Source organism: Vibrio sp. J383, assembly GCF_023503985.1.
Lineage (GTDB): Bacteria > Pseudomonadota > Gammaproteobacteria > Enterobacterales > Vibrionaceae > Vibrio > Vibrio splendidus.
On sequence record NZ_CP097293.1, the window covers coordinates 114,017 to 136,140 of the forward strand.

The 22,124-nt window shown below is 44.8% G+C and carries 17 protein-coding genes, 2 rRNA genes and 1 riboswitch; of the genes, 5 read left to right on the forward strand and 14 right to left on the reverse strand.

All coding sequences use genetic code 11. The features are described from left to right. Positions 1 to 77 precede the first annotated feature (77 nt). Positions 78 to 2,971: ribosomal RNA gene (locus M4S28_RS00535) — 23S ribosomal RNA — on the reverse strand. Positions 2,972 to 3,326: 355 nt separating this feature from the next. Further along, positions 3,327 to 4,881: ribosomal RNA gene (locus M4S28_RS00540) — 16S ribosomal RNA — on the reverse strand. Together the 16S and 23S rRNA genes form the textbook arrangement of a ribosomal RNA operon. Positions 4,882 to 5,520: 639 nt before the next feature. Between M4S28_RS00540 and M4S28_RS00545 the strand changes: the two genes are divergently transcribed. Further along, positions 5,521 to 5,973 (forward strand): RNA recognition motif domain-containing protein, encoded by a 453-nt coding sequence (locus M4S28_RS00545; protein ID WP_249632129.1) that lies wholly within the window; start codon positions 5,521 to 5,523, stop codon positions 5,971 to 5,973. On the opposite strand, the gene murI is transcribed toward M4S28_RS00545, so the two are convergent. The 3 genes from murI to M4S28_RS00560 are packed head-to-tail and all read right to left on the reverse strand — an operon-like array spanning position 5,936 to position 9,337. Then, positions 5,936 to 6,742, reverse strand: coding sequence for a glutamate racemase (murI, locus tag M4S28_RS00550; RefSeq protein WP_249632694.1), 807 nt, complete (start codon positions 6,740 to 6,742; stop codon positions 5,936 to 5,938). The two genes, M4S28_RS00545 and murI, sit on opposite strands and share 38 nt — an antisense overlap. A 60-nt stretch (positions 6,743 to 6,802) precedes the next feature. Further along, on the reverse strand, positions 6,803 to 7,468 hold the full coding sequence (locus tag M4S28_RS00555; RefSeq protein WP_102533702.1) for a Dph6-related ATP pyrophosphatase: 666 nt from the start codon (positions 7,466 to 7,468) through the stop codon (positions 6,803 to 6,805). 48 nt (positions 7,469 to 7,516) lie between these two features. Next, positions 7,517 to 9,337, reverse strand: a complete 1,821-nt coding sequence (locus M4S28_RS00560) for a TonB-dependent receptor domain-containing protein (RefSeq protein ID WP_102444726.1) — start codon at positions 9,335 to 9,337, stop codon at positions 7,517 to 7,519. Between the two features lie 40 nt (positions 9,338 to 9,377). Then, a riboswitch (cobalamin riboswitch) is annotated at positions 9,378 to 9,581 on the reverse strand. A gap of 155 nt (positions 9,582 to 9,736) precedes the next feature. Between M4S28_RS00560 and trmA the strand changes: the two genes are divergently transcribed. Beyond that, positions 9,737 to 10,846 (forward strand): tRNA (uridine(54)-C5)-methyltransferase TrmA, encoded by a 1,110-nt coding sequence (gene trmA / locus M4S28_RS00565; protein ID WP_004736694.1) that lies wholly within the window; start codon positions 9,737 to 9,739, stop codon positions 10,844 to 10,846. A 92-nt stretch (positions 10,847 to 10,938) separates the two neighbouring features. Here trmA and M4S28_RS00570 read toward each other — a convergent pair whose 3' ends face one another. Genes M4S28_RS00570 through M4S28_RS00580 form a run of 3 tightly spaced genes read right to left on the reverse strand, consistent with a single transcriptional unit; the run spans position 10,939 to position 12,139 of the window. Beyond that, the gene (locus tag M4S28_RS00570; RefSeq protein WP_004736696.1) at positions 10,939 to 11,310 is read right to left on the reverse strand and encodes a YijD family membrane protein; all 372 of its coding nucleotides are present in this window, start codon (positions 11,308 to 11,310) and stop codon (positions 10,939 to 10,941) included. After that, positions 11,310 to 11,951, reverse strand: coding sequence for an HTH-type transcriptional repressor FabR (gene fabR / locus M4S28_RS00575; RefSeq protein WP_004736697.1), 642 nt, complete (start codon positions 11,949 to 11,951; stop codon positions 11,310 to 11,312). The genes M4S28_RS00570 and fabR overlap by 1 nt, the downstream gene beginning before the upstream one ends. Continuing rightward, positions 11,948 to 12,139 (reverse strand): hypothetical protein, encoded by a 192-nt coding sequence (locus tag M4S28_RS00580; protein WP_004736698.1) that lies wholly within the window; start codon positions 12,137 to 12,139, stop codon positions 11,948 to 11,950. The genes fabR and M4S28_RS00580 overlap by 4 nt, the downstream gene beginning before the upstream one ends. A 139-nt stretch (positions 12,140 to 12,278) precedes the next feature. Here M4S28_RS00580 and sthA point away from each other — a divergent pair, with 139 nt between their 5' ends. Further along, positions 12,279 to 13,679, forward strand: coding sequence for a Si-specific NAD(P)(+) transhydrogenase (sthA, locus tag M4S28_RS00585; RefSeq protein WP_004736699.1), 1,401 nt, complete (start codon positions 12,279 to 12,281; stop codon positions 13,677 to 13,679). 194 nt (positions 13,680 to 13,873) lie between these two features. Here sthA and dinF read toward each other — a convergent pair whose 3' ends face one another. From dinF to M4S28_RS00605, 4 genes are all read right to left on the reverse strand, one after another. Further along, entirely contained in the window at positions 13,874 to 15,229 is a 1,356-nt protein-coding gene (dinF, locus tag M4S28_RS00590; RefSeq protein WP_249632130.1) for an MATE family efflux transporter DinF, read from the reverse strand. A gap of 117 nt (positions 15,230 to 15,346) precedes the next feature. Continuing rightward, the gene (locus M4S28_RS00595) at positions 15,347 to 16,225 is read right to left on the reverse strand and encodes a class I SAM-dependent methyltransferase (RefSeq protein WP_249632131.1); all 879 of its coding nucleotides are present in this window, start codon (positions 16,223 to 16,225) and stop codon (positions 15,347 to 15,349) included. Between the two features lie 97 nt (positions 16,226 to 16,322). Next, entirely contained in the window at positions 16,323 to 16,943 is a 621-nt protein-coding gene (gene lexA / locus M4S28_RS00600; RefSeq protein ID WP_004736702.1) for a transcriptional repressor LexA, read from the reverse strand. A 94-nt stretch (positions 16,944 to 17,037) separates the two neighbouring features. Further along, a complete protein-coding gene (locus M4S28_RS00605; RefSeq protein ID WP_004736703.1) occupies positions 17,038 to 17,400 on the reverse strand; it encodes a diacylglycerol kinase in 363 nt (120 codons plus the stop codon). Positions 17,401 to 17,620: 220 nt separating this feature from the next. Here M4S28_RS00605 and plsB point away from each other — a divergent pair, with 220 nt between their 5' ends. After that, positions 17,621 to 20,044: a glycerol-3-phosphate 1-O-acyltransferase PlsB gene (plsB, locus tag M4S28_RS00610; RefSeq protein ID WP_004736704.1), complete on the forward strand. Its 2,424-nt coding sequence runs from the start codon at positions 17,621 to 17,623 to the stop codon at positions 20,042 to 20,044. A gap of 103 nt (positions 20,045 to 20,147) precedes the next feature. Here plsB and ubiA read toward each other — a convergent pair whose 3' ends face one another. Then, a complete protein-coding gene (gene ubiA, locus M4S28_RS00615; protein ID WP_004736705.1) occupies positions 20,148 to 21,002 on the reverse strand; it encodes a 4-hydroxybenzoate octaprenyltransferase in 855 nt (284 codons plus the stop codon). Beyond that, a complete protein-coding gene (locus tag M4S28_RS00620) occupies positions 21,003 to 21,545 on the reverse strand; it encodes a chorismate lyase (protein ID WP_004736706.1) in 543 nt (180 codons plus the stop codon). A 162-nt stretch (positions 21,546 to 21,707) separates the two neighbouring features. Between M4S28_RS00620 and M4S28_RS00625 the strand changes: the two genes are divergently transcribed. Next, complete coding sequence (locus M4S28_RS00625; RefSeq protein ID WP_004736708.1) at positions 21,708 to 22,115, forward strand: flagellar basal body-associated protein FliL; 408 nt, start codon at positions 21,708 to 21,710, stop codon at positions 22,113 to 22,115. The last annotated feature ends 9 nt before the right edge of the window (positions 22,116 to 22,124 follow it).

Genomic DNA, 22,124 nt, shown 5'->3' on the forward strand with positions numbered 1-22,124 from the left:
GCTTATCTAAAAGTATTTCTCTTCAAACGCATTCAAGGTCTGGTACATCTGAGTCCACAAAACCCCTTGGGTGTTGTATGGTTAAGCCTCACGGGCAATTAGTACAGGTTAGCTCAATGCCTCGCAGCACTTACACACCCTGCCTATCAACGTCGTAGTCTACGACAACCCTTTAGGACACTTATAGTGCCAGGGAAAACTCATCTCAAGGCTCGCTTCCCGCTTAGATGCTTTCAGCGGTTATCGATTCCGAACTTAGCTACCGGGCAATGCCATTGGCATGACAACCCGAACACCAGAGGTTCGTCCACTCCGGTCCTCTCGTACTAGGAGCAGCCCCTTTCAATTTTCCAACGCCCACGGCAGATAGGGACCGAACTGTCTCACGACGTTCTAAACCCAGCTCGCGTACCACTTTAAATGGCGAACAGCCATACCCTTGGGACCGACTTCAGCCCCAGGATGTGATGAGCCGACATCGAGGTGCCAAACACCGCCGTCGATATGAACTCTTGGGCGGTATCAGCCTGTTATCCCCGGAGTACCTTTTATCCGTTGAGCGATGGCCCTTCCATTCAGAACCACCGGATCACTATGACCTGCTTTCGCACCTGCTCGAATTGTCATTCTCGCAGTCAAGCGGGCTTATGCCATTGCACTAACCACACGATGTCCAACCGTGTTTAGCCCACCTTCGTGCTCCTCCGTTACTCTTTGGGAGGAGACCGCCCCAGTCAAACTACCCACCAGGCACTGTCCGTAATCCCGATTCAGGGACCAACGTTAGAACATCAAAACTACAAGGGTGGTATTTCAAGGACGACTCCATCACATCTAGCGACGCAATTTCATAGTCTCCCACCTATCCTACACATGTAGGTTCAATGTTCAGTGCCAAGCTGTAGTAAAGGTTCACGGGGTCTTTCCGTCTAGCCGCGGGTACACTGCATCTTCACAGCGATTTCAATTTCACTGAGTCTCGGGTGGAGACAGCGTGGCCATCATTACGCCATTCGTGCAGGTCGGAACTTACCCGACAAGGAATTTCGCTACCTTAGGACCGTTATAGTTACGGCCGCCGTTTACCGGGGCTTCGATCAAGAGCTTCGACCGAAGTCTAACCCCATCAATTAACCTTCCGGCACCGGGCAGGCGTCACACCGTATACGTCATCTTACGATTTTGCACAGTGCTGTGTTTTTAATAAACAGTTGCAGCCACCTGGTATCTGCGACTCTCGTCTGCTCCATCCGCAAGGGACTTCACTGATAAGAGCGTACCTTCTCCCGAAGTTACGGTACCATTTTGCCTAGTTCCTTCACCCGAGTTCTCTCAAGCGCCTTGGTATTCTCTACCCGACCACCTGTGTCGGTTTGGGGTACGATTCCTTACAATCTGAAGCTTAGAGGCTTTTCCTGGAAGCATGGCATCAATGACTTCACTACCGTAGTAGCTCGACATCGTATCTCAGCGTTAATGAAAGTCCGGATTTACCTAAACTTTCCGCCTACGTACTTGAACCTGGACAACCGTCGCCAGGCCCACCTAGCCTTCTCCGTCCCCCCATCGCAATTGTAAGAAGTACGGGAATATTAACCCGTTTCCCATCGACTACGCCTTTCGGCCTCGCCTTAGGAGTCGACTTACCCTGCCCCGATTAACGTTGGACAGGAACCCTTGGTCTTCCGGCGAGGGAGTTTTTCACTCCCTTTATCGTTACTCATGTCAGCATTCGCACTTCTGATACCTCCAGCAGCCCTTACAGACCACCTTCAACGGCTTACAGAACGCTCCCCTACCCCACATACCCTAAGGTACGTAGCCGCAGCTTCGGTGTATAGCTTAGCCCCGTTACATCTTCCGCGCAGGCCGACTCGACCAGTGAGCTATTACGCTTTCTTTAAATGATGGCTGCTTCTAAGCCAACATCCTGGCTGTCTGAGCCTTCCCACATCGTTTCCCACTTAGCTATACTTTGGGACCTTAGCTGGCGGTCTGGGTTGTTTCCCTCTCCACGACGGACGTTAGCACCCGCCGTGTGTCTCCCGGATAGTACTTACTGGTATTCGGAGTTTGCAAAGGGTTGGTAAGTCGGGATGACCCCCTAGCCTTAACAGTGCTCTACCCCCAGTAGTATTCGTCCGAGGCGCTACCTAAATAGCTTTCGGGGAGAACCAGCTATCTCCAGGTTTGATTGGCCTTTCACCCCTAGCCACAAGTCATCCGCTAATTTTTCAACATTAGTCGGTTCGGTCCTCCAGTTGATGTTACTCAACCTTCAACCTGCCCATGGCTAGATCACCTGGTTTCGGGTCTAATCCTAGCAACTGTACGCCCAGTTAAGACTCGGTTTCCCTACGGCTCCCCTAAACGGTTAACCTTGCTACTAAAATTAAGTCGCTGACCCATTATACAAAAGGTACGCAGTCACACCACGAAGGTGCTCCTACTGCTTGTACGTACACGGTTTCAGGTTCTATTTCACTCCCCTCACAGGGGTTCTTTTCGCCTTTCCCTCACGGTACTGGTTCACTATCGGTCAGTCAGTAGTATTTAGCCTTGGAGGATGGTCCCCCCATATTCAGACAGGATATCACGTGTCCCGCCCTACTCGATTTCACTGATTATGATGTGTCGGTTACGGGGCTATCACCCTTTATTGCGAGACTTTCCAGACTCTTCACCTGCATCATTAAAAGCTTAAGGGCTAATCCAATTTCGCTCGCCGCTACTTTCGGAATCTCGGTTGATTTCTCTTCCTCGGGGTACTTAGATGTTTCAGTTCCCCCGGTTTGCCTCCTGTTGCTATGTATTCACAACAGGATACTTGCTTATGCAAGTGGGTTTCCCCATTCAGGAATCCCAGACTCAAAAGGTTATTACTACCTAATCTGGGCTTATCGCAAGTTATTACGCCTTTCATCGCCTCTGACTGCCAAGGCATCCACCGTGTACGCTTAGTCACTTAACCATACAACCCGAAAGGGTCTTAGCGTATGGCAACTAACCAAGGTTTTTGGTTGTCATCAAGAAGGGTTAATTCTTGATGACTGTTTGCCGGACTCAATTGTGAATCAAACTAAAGTTTGATTCGAATACAAGACACTTGAATGTGTTTGTTGTGTTTATCTAATGAAAGATAAACATTGAGAACTTTTAAATTTGATTGAATTACTCGTAAGTAATCAATCAGTCAGCTTTCCAAATTGTTAAAGAGCATAAAGCAAAAAGCTTTAATCAATAACTTACGTTATTAATTAAAGCTCTGGCTTTAACTAAATCTAAACCATCAATCTGTGTGGACACTCATCGTAAGTATCTTCGTATAAGGAGGTGATCCAGCCCCAGGTTCCCCTAGGGCTACCTTGTTACGACTTCACCCCAGTCATGAACCACAAAGTGGTGAGCGTCCTCCCCGAAAGGTTAAACTACCCACTTCTTTTGCAGCCCACTCCCATGGTGTGACGGGCGGTGTGTACAAGGCCCGGGAACGTATTCACCGTGACATTCTGATTCACGATTACTAGCGATTCCGACTTCATGGAGTCGAGTTGCAGACTCCAATCCGGACTACGACGCACTTTTTGGGATTCGCTCACTATCGCTAGCTTGCTGCCCTCTGTATGCGCCATTGTAGCACGTGTGTAGCCCTACTCGTAAGGGCCATGATGACTTGACGTCGTCCCCACCTTCCTCCGGTTTATCACCGGCAGTCTCCCTGGAGTTCCCGACATTACTCGCTGGCAAACAAGGATAAGGGTTGCGCTCGTTGCGGGACTTAACCCAACATTTCACAACACGAGCTGACGACAGCCATGCAGCACCTGTCTCAGAGCTCCCGAAGGCACACCTGCGTCTCCGCTGGCTTCTCTGGATGTCAAGAGTAGGTAAGGTTCTTCGCGTTGCATCGAATTAAACCACATGCTCCACCGCTTGTGCGGGCCCCCGTCAATTCATTTGAGTTTTAATCTTGCGACCGTACTCCCCAGGCGGTCTACTTAACGCGTTAGCTCCGAAAGCCACGGCTCAAGGCCACAACCTCCAAGTAGACATCGTTTACGGCGTGGACTACCAGGGTATCTAATCCTGTTTGCTCCCCACGCTTTCGCATCTGAGTGTCAGTGTCTGTCCAGGGGGCCGCCTTCGCCACTGGTATTCCTTCAGATCTCTACGCATTTCACCGCTACACCTGAAATTCTACCCCCCTCTACAGCACTCTAGTTCACCAGTTTCAAATGCAGTTCCGAGGTTGAGCCCCGGGCTTTCACATCTGACTTAATGAACCACCTGCATGCGCTTTACGCCCAGTAATTCCGATTAACGCTCGCACCCTCCGTATTACCGCGGCTGCTGGCACGGAGTTAGCCGGTGCTTCTTCTGTTGCTAACGTCAAGAGATAACGCTATTAACGTTACCCCCTTCCTCACAACTGAAAGTACTTTACAACCCGAAGGCCTTCTTCATACACGCGGCATGGCTGCATCAGGCTTTCGCCCATTGTGCAATATTCCCCACTGCTGCCTCCCGTAGGAGTCTGGACCGTGTCTCAGTTCCAGTGTGGCTGATCATCCTCTCAGACCAGCTAGGGATCGTCGCCTTGGTGAGCCATTACCTCACCAACTAGCTAATCCCACCTAGGCATATCTTGACGCGAGAGGTCCGAAGATCCCCCTCTTTGGCCCGTAGGCATTATGCGGTATTAGCCATCGTTTCCAATGGTTATCCCCCACATCAAGGCAATTTCCTAGGCATTACTCACCCGTCCGCCGCTCGACGCCCATTAAATCCTCCGAAGAATCAATAATGTCGTTTCCGCTCGACTTGCATGTGTTAGGCCTGCCGCCAGCGTTCAATCTGAGCCATGATCAAACTCTTCAATTTAAGATTTTGTGACTCAACGAATACTGACTTCAAAACTAATATTTACCGCTCTTTCGAAAAAGAACAGAAACATGTAATTCTAAAGCTATTACCATTCCAACAGAATGGTAATGAATTGACTGTGCCAAAATTAAGTAAACTTAATTTTGTATTGGTCACTCAGTTCATTGAAATCAATTTTGATTCCGAAGAATCTGTTTTATCTAACGATAAAACGTTTTGATATTCATCAACGAGTGCCCACACAGATTGATAGGTTTAAATTGTTAAAGAGCGCTAGCGTTTTGTGATTCACATCTCAGTCGCTAGGGGTGCGTACTATACCTGCACCACTTAGAGAGTCAAGGGTTATTTTCAACTCCTTTTTCTCTACCGATTTCGCCGTGTGACTTTCGTCTCACTCCGTGTCGGTGAGGCGGCATTATAGAGAGATCGACATAGAGCACAAGGGCTTTTTTGAATAAAAGTTTTGTTCGCCTAAAAAGCCACCAGATCCGCATTTTTCGAATAAAAACTAAACATTTGAGACGTATCACAGCAATACATTGGCAAAATGGAAACCATGAACGTAAGATTCATGTATCTATTTTGTTAAGAGTAGATGCGTCTATTTCGTTTATTAATATGTAGTATTCCGATATGAACTCAAAAAAATCGATGTTGTTAATTGTCGCACTAGCTGTTCTAGGTGGCATTGTTTTCTCTCAGGTAGATATATCGCCTGCAATTACCTTTATCCTTGGTGTCTTGGCTTCCGCTTTTGTTGTTAACTTTTCAAGCACCGACTCAAAATCAGATTCAGAACCTAAGGCATCAACAAAAACACTTTATGTAGGTAACCTTCCATACAAAGCGAATGAATCACACGTACGTGAATTATTCTCAGGGTATGGTGAAGTATTTGCAGTACGCTTAATGAAAGACAAACGTACTGGTAAAAGAAGAGGCTTTGGATTTGTCGTAATGGCTAGCAATGATGTGAATCATGCTATTTCAGAACTTAACGATAAAGATTACATGCAACGAACTTTAAAAGTGCGAGTTGCAAATGATCCTAAACATCCAGAAACGGACGAAGCTGAACTGAGCTAAATCCTAACTGCTTTAACATGCTATTTAGTGCACTTTCTTTCTTAGGAAGTGCACTACAAAAAACCTCGCGCACTCCCCTTTCTTTATTACCACTTTCCAAATCCAATAAATCTTGAACTCGCTTCGCAATCGCTTTACCGGAATCAACCAATAAAACACTCTTACCTAAGACTTGTTGAATCTCTGATTTGATCAGTGGGAAATGTGTGCATCCTAAAACGGCCACATCGATTGTATTGATCATCGGTTGAAGGATTTGCTGCAATTCTTCAAGGTCAATCGCCTCACCTCTGAGTTTATCTTCGGCCATATCCACCAGCCGAGTAGAACCTAAAAGCTCGACTCTTTTATTACTCGAGAAGTTTTTGATGAGCTCGTGTGTGTATTCACGAGTAATCGTTGCAGGTGTTGCAATAAGACCAACGGCTTTATTGGCAAGTAGGGATGCAGGCTTGATTGCCGGAACAACCCCGACAATTGGGATTGAGTTATTAGCCCGAAGAGTAGGTAACACAATTGTACTTGCTGTATTGCAGGCTATCACCACAATATCAATAGCGTGGCTAGCCACAAAACTGGTGACGATGCTTTGAACTCTGTGGATAAGGACTTGCTGGTCGAGCTCACCGTATGGGTAAGCCTCGTTATCGAATACATAAGTATAGTTATGATTCGGTAGTAACTGGCTTATCTCTTTATATACGGATAGACCACCCACCCCAGAATCAAAGACCAATATGTTTTTTTGTAGACTATCCGACACAACGATTACCTATAATAAGTTTCGCTGCAATGATACTCCTTCGCTTAGTGTTCGCCAATCCTCACTCTATATAATGCAAGCTTGATAACGTTGATGAACAAAACGCTCACCTTGCTCTACATTTTCTAGGTCTATCTTGAGCTTACCTCTAAAACATGGCGCTGACGTCACTAAGGTATGGAACTCGCCATCTTCGCCACATGGATCGACATGACTCGGTAAGCTGTCTATTAGCCCAAGCGTGTATTCTTTCCCGCAATAGCTCATGTCCAATGCATCGCTATCGACTGTGACGAGAAAGGTTTCGATTCCTCTGTCTATTATTTCACTCGCAAGTACCTGACTGCTCTCTCCCATTAGGGGAAACACACACTCCCAACCCGCTGGTTCTATATAGCTTCTTCGGTAATCGGCAATGCCATTACAGAACATGTCTCCAAACGCGACCGCATCAATTGATAAGCCAGAACCTTTAAGTGCGGAGACAATAGTACTTTGATAAATCTCATTACTAGGGAACACTTCTGGAAGCTCAATCGTAACTAATGGCAACCCGACTAACTTAGCTTGCATAGCAACCACATCAATCGGAGTCACTTGGAAAGGAACTTCATCTCCAACATACGTCGTATAGAGAGCTACAACTTCATATTCGGAGCTTTCAAGTAGACGCTCCAGGGTTAATGTCGAGTCTTTACCTGACGACCAACTTATGATGACTTTCTTTTTCATTGATATACCTAATAAGAAAAAACCGCCCGAAGGCGGTTTAGATGTAAATTAGAATTGGTAAGCTAGATTAGCAAAGTACCTGCGTTCAGGAGCGTTATATCCTAGCGTTGTTTGGTATTTCTCGTTAGTTAAGTTATCAACTCGACCACGAACAACTAGCTCAGGGGAAATCCAATACCCCACAGAAACATCCCACAAGCTCACTGATGGCAAAATATTATCTGGATCGGTTGTTTCTTTTGGATTACCCGCTCTATCACCCGTGTATGTATAAGTAAGGTTCACATCAAAATCTTCATATGAAGCATCCATCAACCACTTGTAGTTTTCATCAGCACGCTTCGCTAATTTGTTGCCCGCAGAGTCTTTATGATCTTTAAACTCAGCAACAACCGTGTGATGGATAAACCACGTGTCAAAATTACCTGTGATTTCTAAACCTTTAAGTTTTGCATCTACGTTTTGAGGATACCAAAATGGGCTACCTTCATACCAAATAATTAAGTTATCGACTTCATTATCGTATGCAGTCACATCCAGCTTGAATAAATCGAATTCACCGGTGTATCCAATTTCGCGATTTTCGGCCTCTTCAGGCTTTAGGTCTGAGTTTGTTGTTAGATCAGAATAGCTCGGAGCTTTAAATGATGTACCTGCGGCAGCTCTTAACGAGTGTTTCTCCGTTAGGTAATAGCGAGTCCCTAAAGACCAAGTCGTATGATTATCGTATGTATCGTGTTTATCGTTACGCACACTACCTACGATTTGAACATCACCAAATCTAAGTTCAGAAGAAGCGTAAACACCCGTCGTATCGCGAGACTCACCAGCTAGAGCATCAGGAGATCCATATGACAAAGCATCATCATCAAGCTTTTCTCTACGCCAATCTGCGCCAGCACCAACAGAAACGTTCTCGTTGATGTAATACTGATTTAAGAACTGTAAGTTCGTTAGGTCTATTTTCTTTTTAGTACCAGCATTATCTTTACCCTGAGCTTGAGAATAGTCTAGGTTCTCGATCGCTTGTTGATTAGCCCTAAGAGTCGAGCTTAAGTTATCACCTTTATAATCAAGAGCAGCTGTAACACTCAGATTCTCAGAGTAGCCATAGTTCTTACCACCAGAATCGTACTCAGTTAAACTATCGAACCAGCGAACTGAAGCACTACCTGAAAAGGCCTCATTAATAGGTTGAGAATACGATGCAAAAAGATTTTGGCTTTCATACCCATAATTAAGTCCAGTAGCAGGATCTTTGATATCGTAACCTTCAGTCTCATCAAAACCACCAGCGAGCTTTAATGTTCCACCATTAGACAAATTACGGGTCGTTGAAAAATTAGCTTCCTTTTGAGCGTCGCTACCAGCTCCAACGGAAATCATTGTCGATTCAGTTGAACTACCAGAGGCTGTAATAACATTAATTACACCCGCTACAGCATCAGAACCATAAAGAGCTCCGCCAGAACCACGAATCACTTCAACTCTCTCAATAATGCCTACTGGGATATGATTAAAATTAATACCGCCAGCAGCAGAGTCAATACGGACACCATCAACTAGAAACAATACTTGATCACTATTATAGCCGCGCATAAAAACAGATGCGCTATGTCCACGTCCGCCACTTTGAGAAACTTCAACGCCAGGCACTCGTTTCAATACATCCACTAGAGATTTAGCTTGGGTTTCTTCGATTTCTTGTTTAGAAACAACCGTTGTTGATGCAATAACATCACTTAAAGGCTGCTCAAAACGGTTAGCCGTAACCACCATGGTTTCGTCAGTAGATACTTCTTGTGCGTGTAAATTGGAGATAGGTGAAAGTAGCGATGCTACAGCAACCGCTAAAAGGGATTTGTTCATGTTGTGATCCTAAATCGCGTAAAGTCCTACCAAGCCACATTGTATGGCTTAGCCGCTGGCAGGTATTCGGACTCAAGAGCACAACCTTATGGTTTACCTCATATTCGACTTCCCACAAAAAGCTATTTGCAGTGTCTTTGAATACTCGTTCTCTCTTACCGCTGCGCGTCAGTTCTGGATTTACACCAGATTCCCTCTTCAGCCATCTATACATCCAAATGGCACCAGCTTGCGGGAGATAGTATTAACCTATGAATCATTTGTCTAGTCTAAGATAGTTATAAGCTATAGTTTTCATGCTCGATTTACATTGAATAGCTCTCAACACTGGACAAGCGCCTGTGATTGAATAAAATCTGCGCTCTTGATTTAAAAGCACGACAGCAAAAAGGCATAACAATGGCGAATTTAGATGTAAACCCGCAACGCTACCAAGAACAACTAGCAGAAAAGACTGAGCGTCTTACTGAAATGTTCTCACAATACGATGTGCCTGAGTTGGAAGTGTATGAATCTCCAGAACAACACTACCGCATGCGTGCTGAATTTCGCGTGTGGCATGAAGGTGACGATATGTATTACGTCATGTTCAATCAAGAGACCAAAGAAAAATACCGTGTAGACCAGTTCCCAGCGGCTAGTCGTCTTATCAACGACTTAATGCCTCTACTAACAGATGCAATGAAAGACAACCACTCTCTACGCCATAAGCTATTCCAAGTAGATTTTCTTTCTACGTTGAGTGGTGAGATTTTGGTATCACTGCTTTACCACCGTCAATTGGGTGAGCAATGGATTCAAGATGCTAAAGCACTGAAGCAGCAATTGAATGATGAAGGTTTTAACCTAAACCTGATTGGTCGTGCGCGTAAGATGAAAATCGTCCTTGATCGCGACTACGTAATTGAAAAGCTAGATGTGAATGGTGATAGCTATATATACCAGCAAGTAGAGAACAGCTTTACTCAACCAAACGGCAAAGTAGCAGAGAAAATGCTGGAATGGGCTGTCGACTGCACTCAAGACAGCAAAGGGGACTTATTAGAGCTTTACTGTGGCAACGGTAACTTCTCATTAGCTCTGGCACAAAACTTTGAGCGTGTACTTGCAACTGAGCTAGCGAAGCCATCTGTTGAGTCTGCTCAATACAACATTGCGGCGAACAAGATTGATAATGTTCAGATTATCCGTATGTCTGCGGAAGATTTTACCGTAGCAATGGAAGGTAAGCGTGAATTCCGCCGCCTACAACAAGCAAACATCGATCTGAAGAGCTACAACTGCAACACTATCTTTGTTGATCCACCGCGTTCAGGTATGGACGTTGATACTTGTAAGATGGTTCAAGGCTACGAGCGCATCATGTACATCTCTTGTAACCCTGAGACATTGAAAGAGAACCTAGACATTCTAAGCGAAACACACGACATCACTCGTTTTGCTCTATTTGATCAGTTCCCTTATACGCACCACATGGAAGCCGGTGTATTCCTAGAGCGTAAAGCGTAAGTCTCGCTATCTAGGTCGAAGTCGAAGCTAAACAGCAGATACAAAAAAACGAGCCAATTGGCTCGTTTTTTTATTTATACGTTGACGTTGGTTTAAGCGGTTTTACCGATAAAGCCTAGCTTCTTACCTACCCAAGCGAGTAGCAGCATCGCGACAATAATCGCAAAGAAGTTTGATCCTGCATCAGGGTGTTGTGCTTTCACAAAAGCCGAATGGCCAAATGCACCTACAAAGAAACAAGCTAAACCCACTAATGGAATATCTTCAGATACTGGATTCGTTAGGTATTCTTGGTAAAGCGCTTGTACAGCCAAAACTAAAGCAATCAATGGGAAAATAGAGAAGCCCACTTCGCTCATTGTTACCCAAGATAACAGTGCATCACCACACACACCTGCAACAACAGCAAGTACGAGTGTCTTTCTTTCAGAACCACGGTTTACAGTATTATTTTCATTCGACATTATTCAATCCCGCCTTTTAATCGGTTACGTTCACGTTCTTTACGATACCAAAAAGCACCTTTGGCCATCATTCGCAATTGCATGATCAAGCGATCAGCCAATTCATCTCGCTGACGTCGATCTAAATCTAATGCTTCTGCCCCTGAGTTGAAGACCAAAATGACGGAGGCTTCAGCTTGAGTAAAAGCTTCATCTCGTGTCATGCCAGTCGTTATCAAATATTCGGTTAACTCAGCAGAGAAGTGCTGTATCTCACGAGCTACCGCAGCACGAAACTCAAAAGAGGTTCCTGAGCGCTCTCGCAATAACAGTCTGAATACGTTTGGGCTGCTTTCAATGAATTCCATAAAGGTTTCAACCGAGGTACGAATCACACTGCCTTCTTTTACTATGCGTTGCCTAGCTTGACGCATTAGCTGACGCAACAGTAAGCCACCTTCATCAACCATGGTTAAGCCTAGCTCATCCATGTCTTTGAAATGACGATAAAAGGAAGTCGGCGCTATTCCAGCCTCACGAGCAACTTCTCTCAAGCTTAGGTTGGAAAAGCTACGATCGGCACTGAGCTGGCTAAATGCTGCGTCGATTAAGCTACGACGAGTTTTTTCTTTTTGCTGCGCGCGAATGCCCATTGGTTTCATACTTTATCAAACTCTTCTTTTACAGCCAAAACAGGCATGCCTAATACTCTGTTCAATATAACGCGAATCACATATTTATATAAGGCACTCTGGTTATATAAGACACTAAACACACCTCTTTGTTCACGTACCGAAGTAAATACGTTCGAAGAAAAAATTTCAATATCCACACTGTCATTTGGAGACATACAACATACCAAATATTATTTTTTCGATAACACTGCGTGATCCCACCGACTCTCTGATGCCCTTTTCATGTACCCAAGAACAGAATCAGTTAAAATCTCGCTAAAGCAATGTTAATCAAATATAACAAGGAAGATATCTATGCCGCACTCCAACCACTTTGATGTAATCGTAATTGGTAGTGGCCCCGGAGGAGAAGGGGCAGCGATGGGATTAACCAAAGCCGGGTTGAACGTTGCAATCATTGAAAAAGAGAGCAGCGTTGGTGGTGGTTGCACCCACTGGGGAACGATTCCTTCAAAAGCACTGCGTCATGCAGTAAGCCGCATCATTGAATTCAATAGCAACCCGCTGTTTTGTCAGAACAATAAAAGCATTCACTCAACCTTCTCCAACATTCTGGGTCATGCTAAATCAGTCATCGACAAACAGACTCGATTGCGTCAAGGCTTCTACGACCGTAACCAGTGCACATTGGTGTTTGGTACTGCGCGTTTTATCGATACTAACACTATCTCTGTCATGCAGAGCGATGGTACTGAAGAACATTACAGTGCAGACAAATTTGTTATCGCAACAGGTTCTCGCCCTTATCAGCCAGACAACGTCGACTTTCTGCATGAACGTATCTACGACAGCGACTCGATCCTTTCTCTTAAACACGACCCTCAACACATCATCATCTATGGTGCTGGCGTTATTGGTTGTGAGTACGCGTCGATCTTCCGTGGTTTGGGCGTTAAAACCGATCTTATTAATACTCGCGATCGCCTGTTGTCATTCTTAGACAATGAAACCTCGGATGCTCTGTCTTATCACTTCTGGAACAGCGGCGTTGTTATTCGTAACGATGAAACCTTTGAGAAAATTGAAGGTACTGACGACGGTGTAATCATTCACTTAGAGTCTGGTAAGAAAATGCGTGCCGACTGTCTACTGTATGCCAATGGCCGAACGGGTAATACTGACAAGCTGAATCTTGGTGCCGTTGGCTTAGAAGCGGACTCTCGAGGACAAGTATCAGTCAACAGCAACTACCAAACCAGTGTTGAACATGTTTACGCTGTTGGTGATGTGATTGGGTATCCTAGCCTAGCAAGTGCTGCTTATGACCAAGGTCGATTCGTGGCCCAAGCCGTGGTGAAAGGTGAAGCAGAACGACACCTTATCGAAGACATCCCAACAGGTATCTATACCATTCCTGAGATCAGCTCTGTCGGTAAAACAGAACAAGAGCTTACTGCGGCTAAAGTACCTTATGAAGTGGGACGATCTTCATTCAAACACTTAGCTCGTGCTCAAATCGCAGGTAAAGATATTGGTAGCTTGAAGATACTTTTCCATCGTGAAACTAAAGAGATTTTAGGTATCCACGTGTTTGGTGAGCGTGCTGCTGAGATCATCCACATCGGTCAGGCAATCATGGAACAGAAAGGCGAAGCAAATACCATCGAGTACTTTGTGAATACGACCTTCAACTATCCAACAATGGCCGAAGCTTATCGCGTCGCAGCGCTGAACGGACTTAACCGTTTGTTCTAAACAAAGAACCAATAGGACTATTTGACCACCTGTAGGCCAAATACATAAACAGCAAGCCATGAGCTTGCTGTTTTTATTTAAACTACTGAATTATATAGTCATGCTAGCAATTAGATCATGATGTTCCAAATGCCACTTTACCTGCACAGCTTCTCTTTTTCGCTCCCTGAACTAATCTATCTAATCTATCTAAGCTAAGCGAGAAACTCCCCTTTCTTCCACTGAGAGATAAATAGAACACCAAGACCAATGCCGCGCATTGCCATAAAGCTCAACATTGCTAGCCACAGCGCATGGTTCTCTAAACCTGATGCTAAGTAGAAAATCGCAAAGAAACTGCAGGTGGCCACAAACATACTGTTACGCATATCTTTGCCTTTGGTAGCGCCCACGAAAATCCCGTCTAGCAAGAAGCACCACATAGAAATGAGCGGCATCGCAATCAGCCATGGCAGATACACCTCAGCCTGACTCTTAACCTCTGGAATTGTAGTAATCATATTAATCAAACTAGACCCAGCAATCGCGAACGCTATGGTCAGTACCAAACAAATATTGAAGCTCCAGAAGAAAGTGCCAATCAAAGACTGATTTAATTCTTCTTTATCTTTCGCGCCAATCGCCTTTCCGACCATAGCTTCCATTGCATAAGCAAAACCATCCATCCCATAAGAGATGATCATCAAGAAGCTCATCAATACCGCATTAGCCGCCACCACATCATCACCAAAACTTGCACCTTGGAAGGTCATAAAAGTGAAAGTCGCTTGCAGACAAAGCGAGCGCAGAAAGATATCGCGATTCAGTTTTACGAAACGACTCAAACCTTGGCTGGTTTTCTTAAGCAGCTCCCATGGAGATGGCAGTTGCCTCTTCATCCAGATTCGATAAACACAAATTAAGCCAAACGTTAGACCCGCATAGTCCGCTATCACCGATGCCAATGCCGCACCTTCAACTTGCCAGCCGAGGCCAATCACAAATACGATATCTAAAACAATGTTGGTGATATTAGTGATAATCACCATCCACATTGGCGCTTTAGCATTTTGGGTTCCGAGCAACCAACCTAAAATTACAAAGTTAGTTAGCGCAGCAGGCGCACTCCAGGCACGGATAGAGAAGTACTGCAGGCCATAATGTTTGACTTGCTCGCTGGCACTGCTCAATGAGAAAACCGCATCCGAAACAAAGCTGTGTAAAAGCAAAAAGACACCAGCAAACCCTAAGGCCATAGTCACGCCTTGCACAAAGACTAAACCAAGCTGCTTACCATCATTCGCACCATAAGATTGCGCGGCCAATCCAGTCGTCGACATACGCAGGAAACCAAGCAACCAGAAGGTCACACTGATCATGGTGCCGCCTAAGGCCACACCACCTAAATACCAAGAATGCTCTAGGTGACCGATAACTGCAGCATCAACTAAGCCCAGCAGTGGAACCGTAATATTAGAGAGAACCATCGGGATCGCGAGCAATAGCACTTTTTTGTGCATCGCCTGATTGGATAGCGTTTGAAAAATAGTTTGGGGATTAAATAGCTTCACGATCACCTCTTTGATTAGAGGCGATAGTTTAACCTAGTGGGTGGGCTTTCACTATGTTGTGGGGTTTTACTTATCTTGATACTTCTATTCAGCTACCTGCAAACAAAGTCGCTAGCACTACCACTTAACAAGCACTAACTGTGGCGTTAAGCGCTTTTTGACCTGAGAAATCTTACACAGTAATCGCTGCCACAATTTCCAACGATTGCATTGTTGATCAAGTGGAGAAAACGCTTTTACCCATTGCGCCCATGGCAGCCAATTAAGAACACTGTCTACTGGGGAAGATAAGCCATGTGCATATTTCCCTGAACCAAGCTTTTGCCCCAGAGCACTAGAGCTTTTGTCTCCAGCTAACACTAAACACGCGTGTGCATGAGTAAAGTAACGACTCAATGACTGAATAAAATATGCGGTTTGTTGTTCATTGCAATCGAGCAAAGCATGTTCACACACCACCATCACCGAGGCTTGTTCTGGGATGTTGAGCTCATCTAACCAAGTCAGATCGTCAACCGAACCACACTCCAAACGGTAGCGCTCATTCTTGTGAAACAGGCGTTGGCGCCAAACTAGATTTTCAGTTACATCCAATTCAACCCAATGACAGCGGCCATTATCTAAACGGTAGAAACGCGTATCGAGCCCCGCTCCAACATTAATGATCCAAGCATCTGGGTTATGAGATAAAAACTGCTGTACCTGAGAATCGCAAAGCTGAGTCAATGTTGCGTAGAGAAGTTGTTGTTGGTCGAGTTCACCGGTAAGACATTCCGGAGCTAGTTGGCAACGCTTGCAGGCTTGAGCTGCAATAGGGTCATAAACTAAGCCATCATCGGCAAGGCTTTCGCGGCTGCGAAACCAAAGATGTTGAACGAGATCCGTCGGAACTTGGAATTCCTGATGTGCAGACCCTTGATCAAAAGGAGCCTTTTGAACAGAAGAGCGCGGCTTAGGAATAAGCGGCTTCATTTGAAGTTTGGTTGGATTTGGCATCATCATCTTCCTTGTATCTCGACAAAGAAGATGATAATGAATATCAATTACAATAACAAGTTATTGAGAATAAATATCAATAAGCTGCTTGTAATGACTACATCCAGTCCGTGTTACGAATAATACCAACCGCAAGCCCTTCAATAGACAAGTGTTGGGATTCTAGATCGACATGGATTGGAGAAAACTCTTCATTTTCAGCGTGTAACAGCACCGTTGAACCTTTACGTTCTAGGCGTTTTACCGTTACATCATCATCGACACGAGCCACGACAACCTGACCATCGCGGACATCTTGTGTTTTATGAACAGCTAATAGATCACCGTCCATAATGCCGATGTCTTTCATACTTTCGCCATTTACACGAAGTAAGAAGTCAGCTTGTGGTTTAAACATGCCTGGATCAACTTGATAATGCATTTCTACATGCTCTTGAGCCAAAATAGGCTCACCAGCGGCAACCTGACCGATTAGTGGTAAACCTTGCTCTTCATTCGCTGCATCTTCAAGCAAAATACGAATACCACGAGACGCACCCGGGATAATCTCAATCGCTTCTTTACGAGCAAGAGCTTTTAAATGTTCTTCTGCAGCATTAGCAGAACGGAAGCCAAGTTCGCGCGCGATTTCTGCACGTGTCGGTGGCATACCGAAATCTTCGATCTTACTTTTGATAAGGTCAAAAACTTGTTGCTGGCGGGGCGTTAACGGCTTCATGATTCACCTGTCTTTTTATACAGTTGACTGTGAGTATATCCAGTAACTGAACAAAAGCAAAGCAATTGGTTGTTTTTAGTTCATTTTTAGCGAATTACAAAAACAAGATCTCTAGCCACACGTAACCCGCTAATACTAAACAGATAAAAACTGCAGCTGAGCCAACATCTTTCGCCATCCCAGAAAGCTCATGATGTTCACTACCGATTCGGTCAACGACCGCTTCAATCGCGGTATTGATCAACTCGACAACCATCACCAACACGACTGCTGAAATCATCAAGATTCTCTCAACTTGGCTTACATCTAAGTAAAACGCCAACGGAATAAGCACTGCGGCCATGAATACTTCTTGTCGAAATGCCGCCTCGTTTTTAAACGAGCTCGTGATGCCTTGCCATGAGAAGCCCGCCGCTTTCACGATACGTTTGAATCCGGTGTTTGATTTTTTGGTCATTTTTAACCCTATACTCAATCAGTCGATGAATGATTTTCCACAAACTTAACGGCAATATGACTATTTCCATTAAAAGGTTAGACCAGTTTCTGGTATTCTTGCATCGATTAAATTTACGCCTAGGCTTATCCCTATTTCACTCACAGGATTTATCCTTTTCATCATAGAAATAGAGATACGCTTGAGCACATTGAAATAACTATTGAGGCAGTGAACCTATATGTCTTCTGGACAATCTTTTTCACGTTCATTAATGAAGCTACCTTTATCCGTATTGGTAAAGGGCACATCAATTCCTTCAAACCCTGTTGAGGATTTGAACATTGATTTGAGCAAACCGATTGTATACGCCTTACCGTTTCGCTCAAGTGTAGACATTCTTACATTGCAAAAACATGCACTTGAATTAGGGTTACCTGATCCGTTGAGCAAGCTTGAAATCAATGGCAAATCACTGCAACGCTACGTTTTTATCTCTTCTCGCAAAACTCTACTGCAAGACGATGATTATGTACCAAGCTCATCAATTGAAGTCTTCTCTGAGCTGCTTTCACTGCATGCTGAAGACTCTGATCTCGACGTCCAAGTTATCCCTGCCACTGTATTGTGGGGTCGTAAACCAGGTAAAGAGAATAACCAGAAACCTTACCTACAAGCAATGAACGGCTTAGAGAAATCAAAAGCGGTATTACTGGCAGGTCGTGACTGCTTGGTTCGCTTTAGTCCTGTGGTTTCTCTACGTTACATGGCTAACTCACACGGCACCGACAACACCATCGCACACAAACTGGCGCGCGTGGCACGTATTCACTTTTCTCGCCAAAAACTTGCAGCATCAGGCCCTAACCTGCCAAGCCGCCAAGCTCTGTTTGACCGCCTACTAAAATCTGAAGCGATCAAAAAAGCGATTGAAGACGAAGCACAAGCAAAGAACATCTCGATCGAGAAAGCGAGCAAAGAAGCTCAAGACATCATGGACGAGATCGCTGCGAACTTCTCTTACTCACTAATCAAGCGCGGTGAGAAGATTCTTGGTTGGTTGTGGAATAAGTTGTACCAAGGCCTGCATATCAGCAACGCTTCAACGGTTCGTAAGCTAGCTCAAGACGGTCACGAGATTGTTTACGTGCCTTGTCACCGTAGCCACATGGATTACTTACTGCTTTCTTATGTGCTTTATCATGAAGGCATGGTGCCTCCGCACATCGCTGCGGGTATCAACCTCAACTTCTTCCCTGCCGGTCCTATTTTCCGTCACGGCGGTGCGTTCTTTATTCGTCGTAGCTTCAAAGGTAACAAACTGTACTCTACGATTTTCCGTGAATACCTAGCCGAACTGTTCGCTAAAGGTTACTCAGTTGAGTACTTCAGTGAAGGTGGTCGTTCTCGTACGGGTCGTCTACTGCAAGCAAAAACGGGCATGCTAGCGATGACCATTCAAGCAATGCTGCGTGGTATGAACCGTCCTGTAACTTTGGTTCCTGTGTACATCGGTTATGAACACGTAATGGAAGTAGCTACTTACGCCAAAGAGCTGCGTGGTAAGCGCAAAGAGAAAGAAAATGCGAGCCTTGTGATTCGTACTCTGCGTAAGCTGCGCAACTTTGGTAAAGGTTATGTGAACTTCGGTGAGCCGATCCAACTAAACCAATACCTGAACGAGCACGCACCGGAGTGGACAAAAGACATCGATCCTATGGGCACCAGCAAACCACAATGGATGAACCCTGTGGTTAACGATCTGGCGACTAAGATGATGACGCACATTAACGATGCAGCAGCGACCAATGCACTGACACTTTGTGCAACGGCGTTACTGGCTTCAAGACAGCGTGCATTGTCTCGTGATTCTTTGGTTTCTCAGATCAACTGTTACCTGTCTCTGCTTAAGAACGTACCTTACTCTGATACATTTACGGTACCAAAAGACAGCGCTGAAGATCTGGTAAAACACGCTGAATCGCTGAACAAGTTCCTAATTGAATCAGACTCAATGGGCGACATCATTTCGCTAGACCGTCACCAGTCAATTCTGATGACCTACTACCGTAATAACATCATTCATTTGTTTGCTCTACCATCATTAATTGCTCAGATGACCATTCGTCAGCACGGCCTAACCATTGACACGATTCAAGAGAACGTTGCTGCTATCTACCCGTTCTTGAAGAAAGAGTTGTTCTTAAGCTACGACGAAGATCAGCTTGAAAGCGTGGTGGCGAACATCATTGAAGAGCTTGTTGGCCAAGGTATGCTTGTGGTGTCGGACAACCAAGTCACCATCAACCAATCAAACAGCCAAGCACTGATGCTGTTAGGCCGTACGATTTCAGAAACGCTACAGCGCTACTCTATTGCTTTGAACCTATTGGCAGAAAACCCAGATCTGGATAAATCTGATCTTGAGCAGAAGAGCCAAGACATCGCACAACGACTGGGGCGTCTACAAGGCATTAATGCACCAGAGTTCTTCGATAAAGGCGTGTTTGCGTCGATGTTCGCAACCTTGAAACAGCAGCAATATTTGGATAACGATGGTAACTGCGATTTAGAAAAGACTCAGCAATTCGCTAAGCTTCTTTACTCAATGCTTTACCCAGAGGTCCGTCTGACGATTCAAGAGAGTATCCACCAAGCAGAGTAATCGCTTGGTTAGCAATTGCTTTAATCACTAGACTGAACACGATCAAAAAAGGCACCCATTGGGTGCCTTTTTATTGAGCGTTCGTTTAGCAAAAAACTCATACTTACCAGAAGGTAATGAATAAGCCTGCTGTCACTGCCATTCCAACATAATTGTTGTTTAGGAAAGCTTGGAAACATAAGTCTCGATCACGGTGGCGCATCAGATGTTGTTGATACACAAACAAGCCCCCCGCAACCAGCAGTGCCCAATAAAAGGTATCTCCTAATTGGTAATGCATGCCTAACGCTATTAACATCGCCAGTGTCACTAGCTGTAAGAAGCCAACGATAAGCTTGTCGAAACGACCAAATAAAATGGCGGTCGATTTGATACCAATTTTTAAGTCGTCATCTCGGTCAACCATTGCATATTGTGTGTCGTAGGCAATCGTCCACAACGCATTGATAATGAAAATAAACCAGACCACACTAGGTAGCTCATTAGTTTGCGCCGCCCAAGCCATTGGGATAGCCCAACTAAACGCTAAGCCGAGGAACAACTGTGGAAGGTGCGTAAAACGCTTCATAAAAGGATAAATGAAGGCTAAGCCAACACCGATAACAGAAAGTTTAATCGTCAGCGGATTCATGGTTAGCACCAGTAAGAACGAAACCATGGCTAGCACTAAAAAGAGCAGAATAGCTTCCTTACTGGAAACCAAACCGGAAGGTAATGGACGCTGCTTGGTGCGTTTTACATGACCATCCACTTTACGGTCAGCAAAATCATTGATCACACAGCCAGCTGAACGCATCAATACCACGCCAAGTACGAAAACAACCAAGACATCAAAATCAGGCATGCCTTGCGCGGCGATAATCAGCGACCATAAGGTCGGCCAAAGGAGTAACAGGGTACCAATCGGGCGATTCATTCGCGTTAACTGCCAATACGCCTTCGCTTTGGTGGCAAACATTTACACACTCTCCTTAGAGTAAATGGGTGATGTTGGCAAAAACAGTTCTGCCACAAGCATCGGTTTATGGTTCATCCATAATCGAGAACGACGCGCGAGCAGTCGCTCATCGCCTGCGATAACCCAACCGACTTGCAGCGCATCTCGCTCCACGTTCTCAGCGCTGAACACGGTTAAACCAAGTGGGACATTACCTTGTTGAGAAAGGTCAGAGTGCTGATGATCTTCTAATGTGACTCGAGGAATCAAGGTTCGCCCTAACACCCACGGCTCATCATCACCCTTCAAAATCACTTTACGCAGTAAGCAATCAAACGATGATAAAAGAAGTTCCTCGTCCTGTTGTAGCATTGAGCGTTCTACAACTTGATTATGAAGCAACTCAACAGACAGGTGCTGACAGCTCTTGCCCAACTTGCGGGAAAGAGAACCTTGCTCCAAAAGCCACTCTCTGGTGATTTTATTAGGAAAATCAAATGTTTCTGTACTTTGCCAATCTACATTCATTAACGAATTAAGATACAGCGATATTGGCTGATTCATACTAGTATTCAATAGGTGACTTTACACGTACAATAAAGCTTCAACTTTCGAACAAAATTAAAGCGTTCTTCGAATTGTAAACGTATTTAGATTTAGACCGCTCATTGTAACAAGACTAATGCGTTTCGAATATCGCGAATAAACTAAAGAAAAGTCACAAATATGCACAAACGTTATGTAGCCCAAATATTTCTTGCGATTACCCTACTCTTTTCAGCATCAAGTTTCGCTGAAGAGGAATCGGCACCCAAACTAGCCTACTTCACGCTAGAGCCTGACCTGACCACCAATTTTTACACTAAAGGTAAAAAACTGGGCTACATTCAGGTTCGCCTCGATATTATGGTTGCGAATAGTAACGACTTGGCAGCCATTGAGCACCACCAACCACTGATTCGTGATGCTGTGATTGAATTGCTCGGTAAACAAAACGAAGAAACCATTAAGTCTCTATCTGGTCGTGAAGATTTAAGAAAAACCTTAGTTGAACATCTCAACAAGGTATTGCTTCCTGAAACAGGCAAAACCCTCATTGCTGACCTACTGTTTACCAAATACCTTTATCAGTAATAATGATGT

Coding starts and splice junctions, on each gene's coding strand:
- ubiA (WP_004736705.1), bottom strand. CDS start 21,002: ATGTTTGCCACCAAAGCGAAGGCGTATTGGCAGTTAACGCGAATGAAT.
- M4S28_RS00560 (WP_102444726.1), bottom strand. CDS start 9,337: ATGAACAAATCCCTTTTAGCGGTTGCTGTAGCATCGCTACTTTCACCT.
- fabR (WP_004736697.1), bottom strand. CDS start 11,951: ATGAAACCAATGGGCATTCGCGCGCAGCAAAAAGAAAAAACTCGTCGT.
- M4S28_RS00595 (WP_249632131.1), bottom strand. CDS start 16,225: ATGCCAAATCCAACCAAACTTCAAATGAAGCCGCTTATTCCTAAGCCG.
- M4S28_RS00570 (WP_004736696.1), bottom strand. CDS start 11,310: ATGTCGAATGAAAATAATACTGTAAACCGTGGTTCTGAAAGAAAGACA.
- trmA (WP_004736694.1), top strand. CDS start 9,737: ATGGCGAATTTAGATGTAAACCCGCAACGCTACCAAGAACAACTAGCA.
- sthA (WP_004736699.1), top strand. CDS start 12,279: ATGCCGCACTCCAACCACTTTGATGTAATCGTAATTGGTAGTGGCCCC.
- M4S28_RS00545 (WP_249632129.1), top strand. CDS start 5,521: ATGAACTCAAAAAAATCGATGTTGTTAATTGTCGCACTAGCTGTTCTA.
- M4S28_RS00580 (WP_004736698.1), bottom strand. CDS start 12,139: ATGTCTCCAAATGACAGTGTGGATATTGAAATTTTTTCTTCGAACGTA.
- plsB (WP_004736704.1), top strand. CDS start 17,621: ATGTCTTCTGGACAATCTTTTTCACGTTCATTAATGAAGCTACCTTTA.
- M4S28_RS00625 (WP_004736708.1), top strand. CDS start 21,708: ATGCACAAACGTTATGTAGCCCAAATATTTCTTGCGATTACCCTACTC.
- lexA (WP_004736702.1), bottom strand. CDS start 16,943: ATGAAGCCGTTAACGCCCCGCCAGCAACAAGTTTTTGACCTTATCAAA.
- M4S28_RS00605 (WP_004736703.1), bottom strand. CDS start 17,400: ATGACCAAAAAATCAAACACCGGATTCAAACGTATCGTGAAAGCGGCG.
- M4S28_RS00555 (WP_102533702.1), bottom strand. CDS start 7,468: ATGAAAAAGAAAGTCATCATAAGTTGGTCGTCAGGTAAAGACTCGACA.
- M4S28_RS00620 (WP_004736706.1), bottom strand. CDS start 21,545: ATGAATCAGCCAATATCGCTGTATCTTAATTCGTTAATGAATGTAGAT.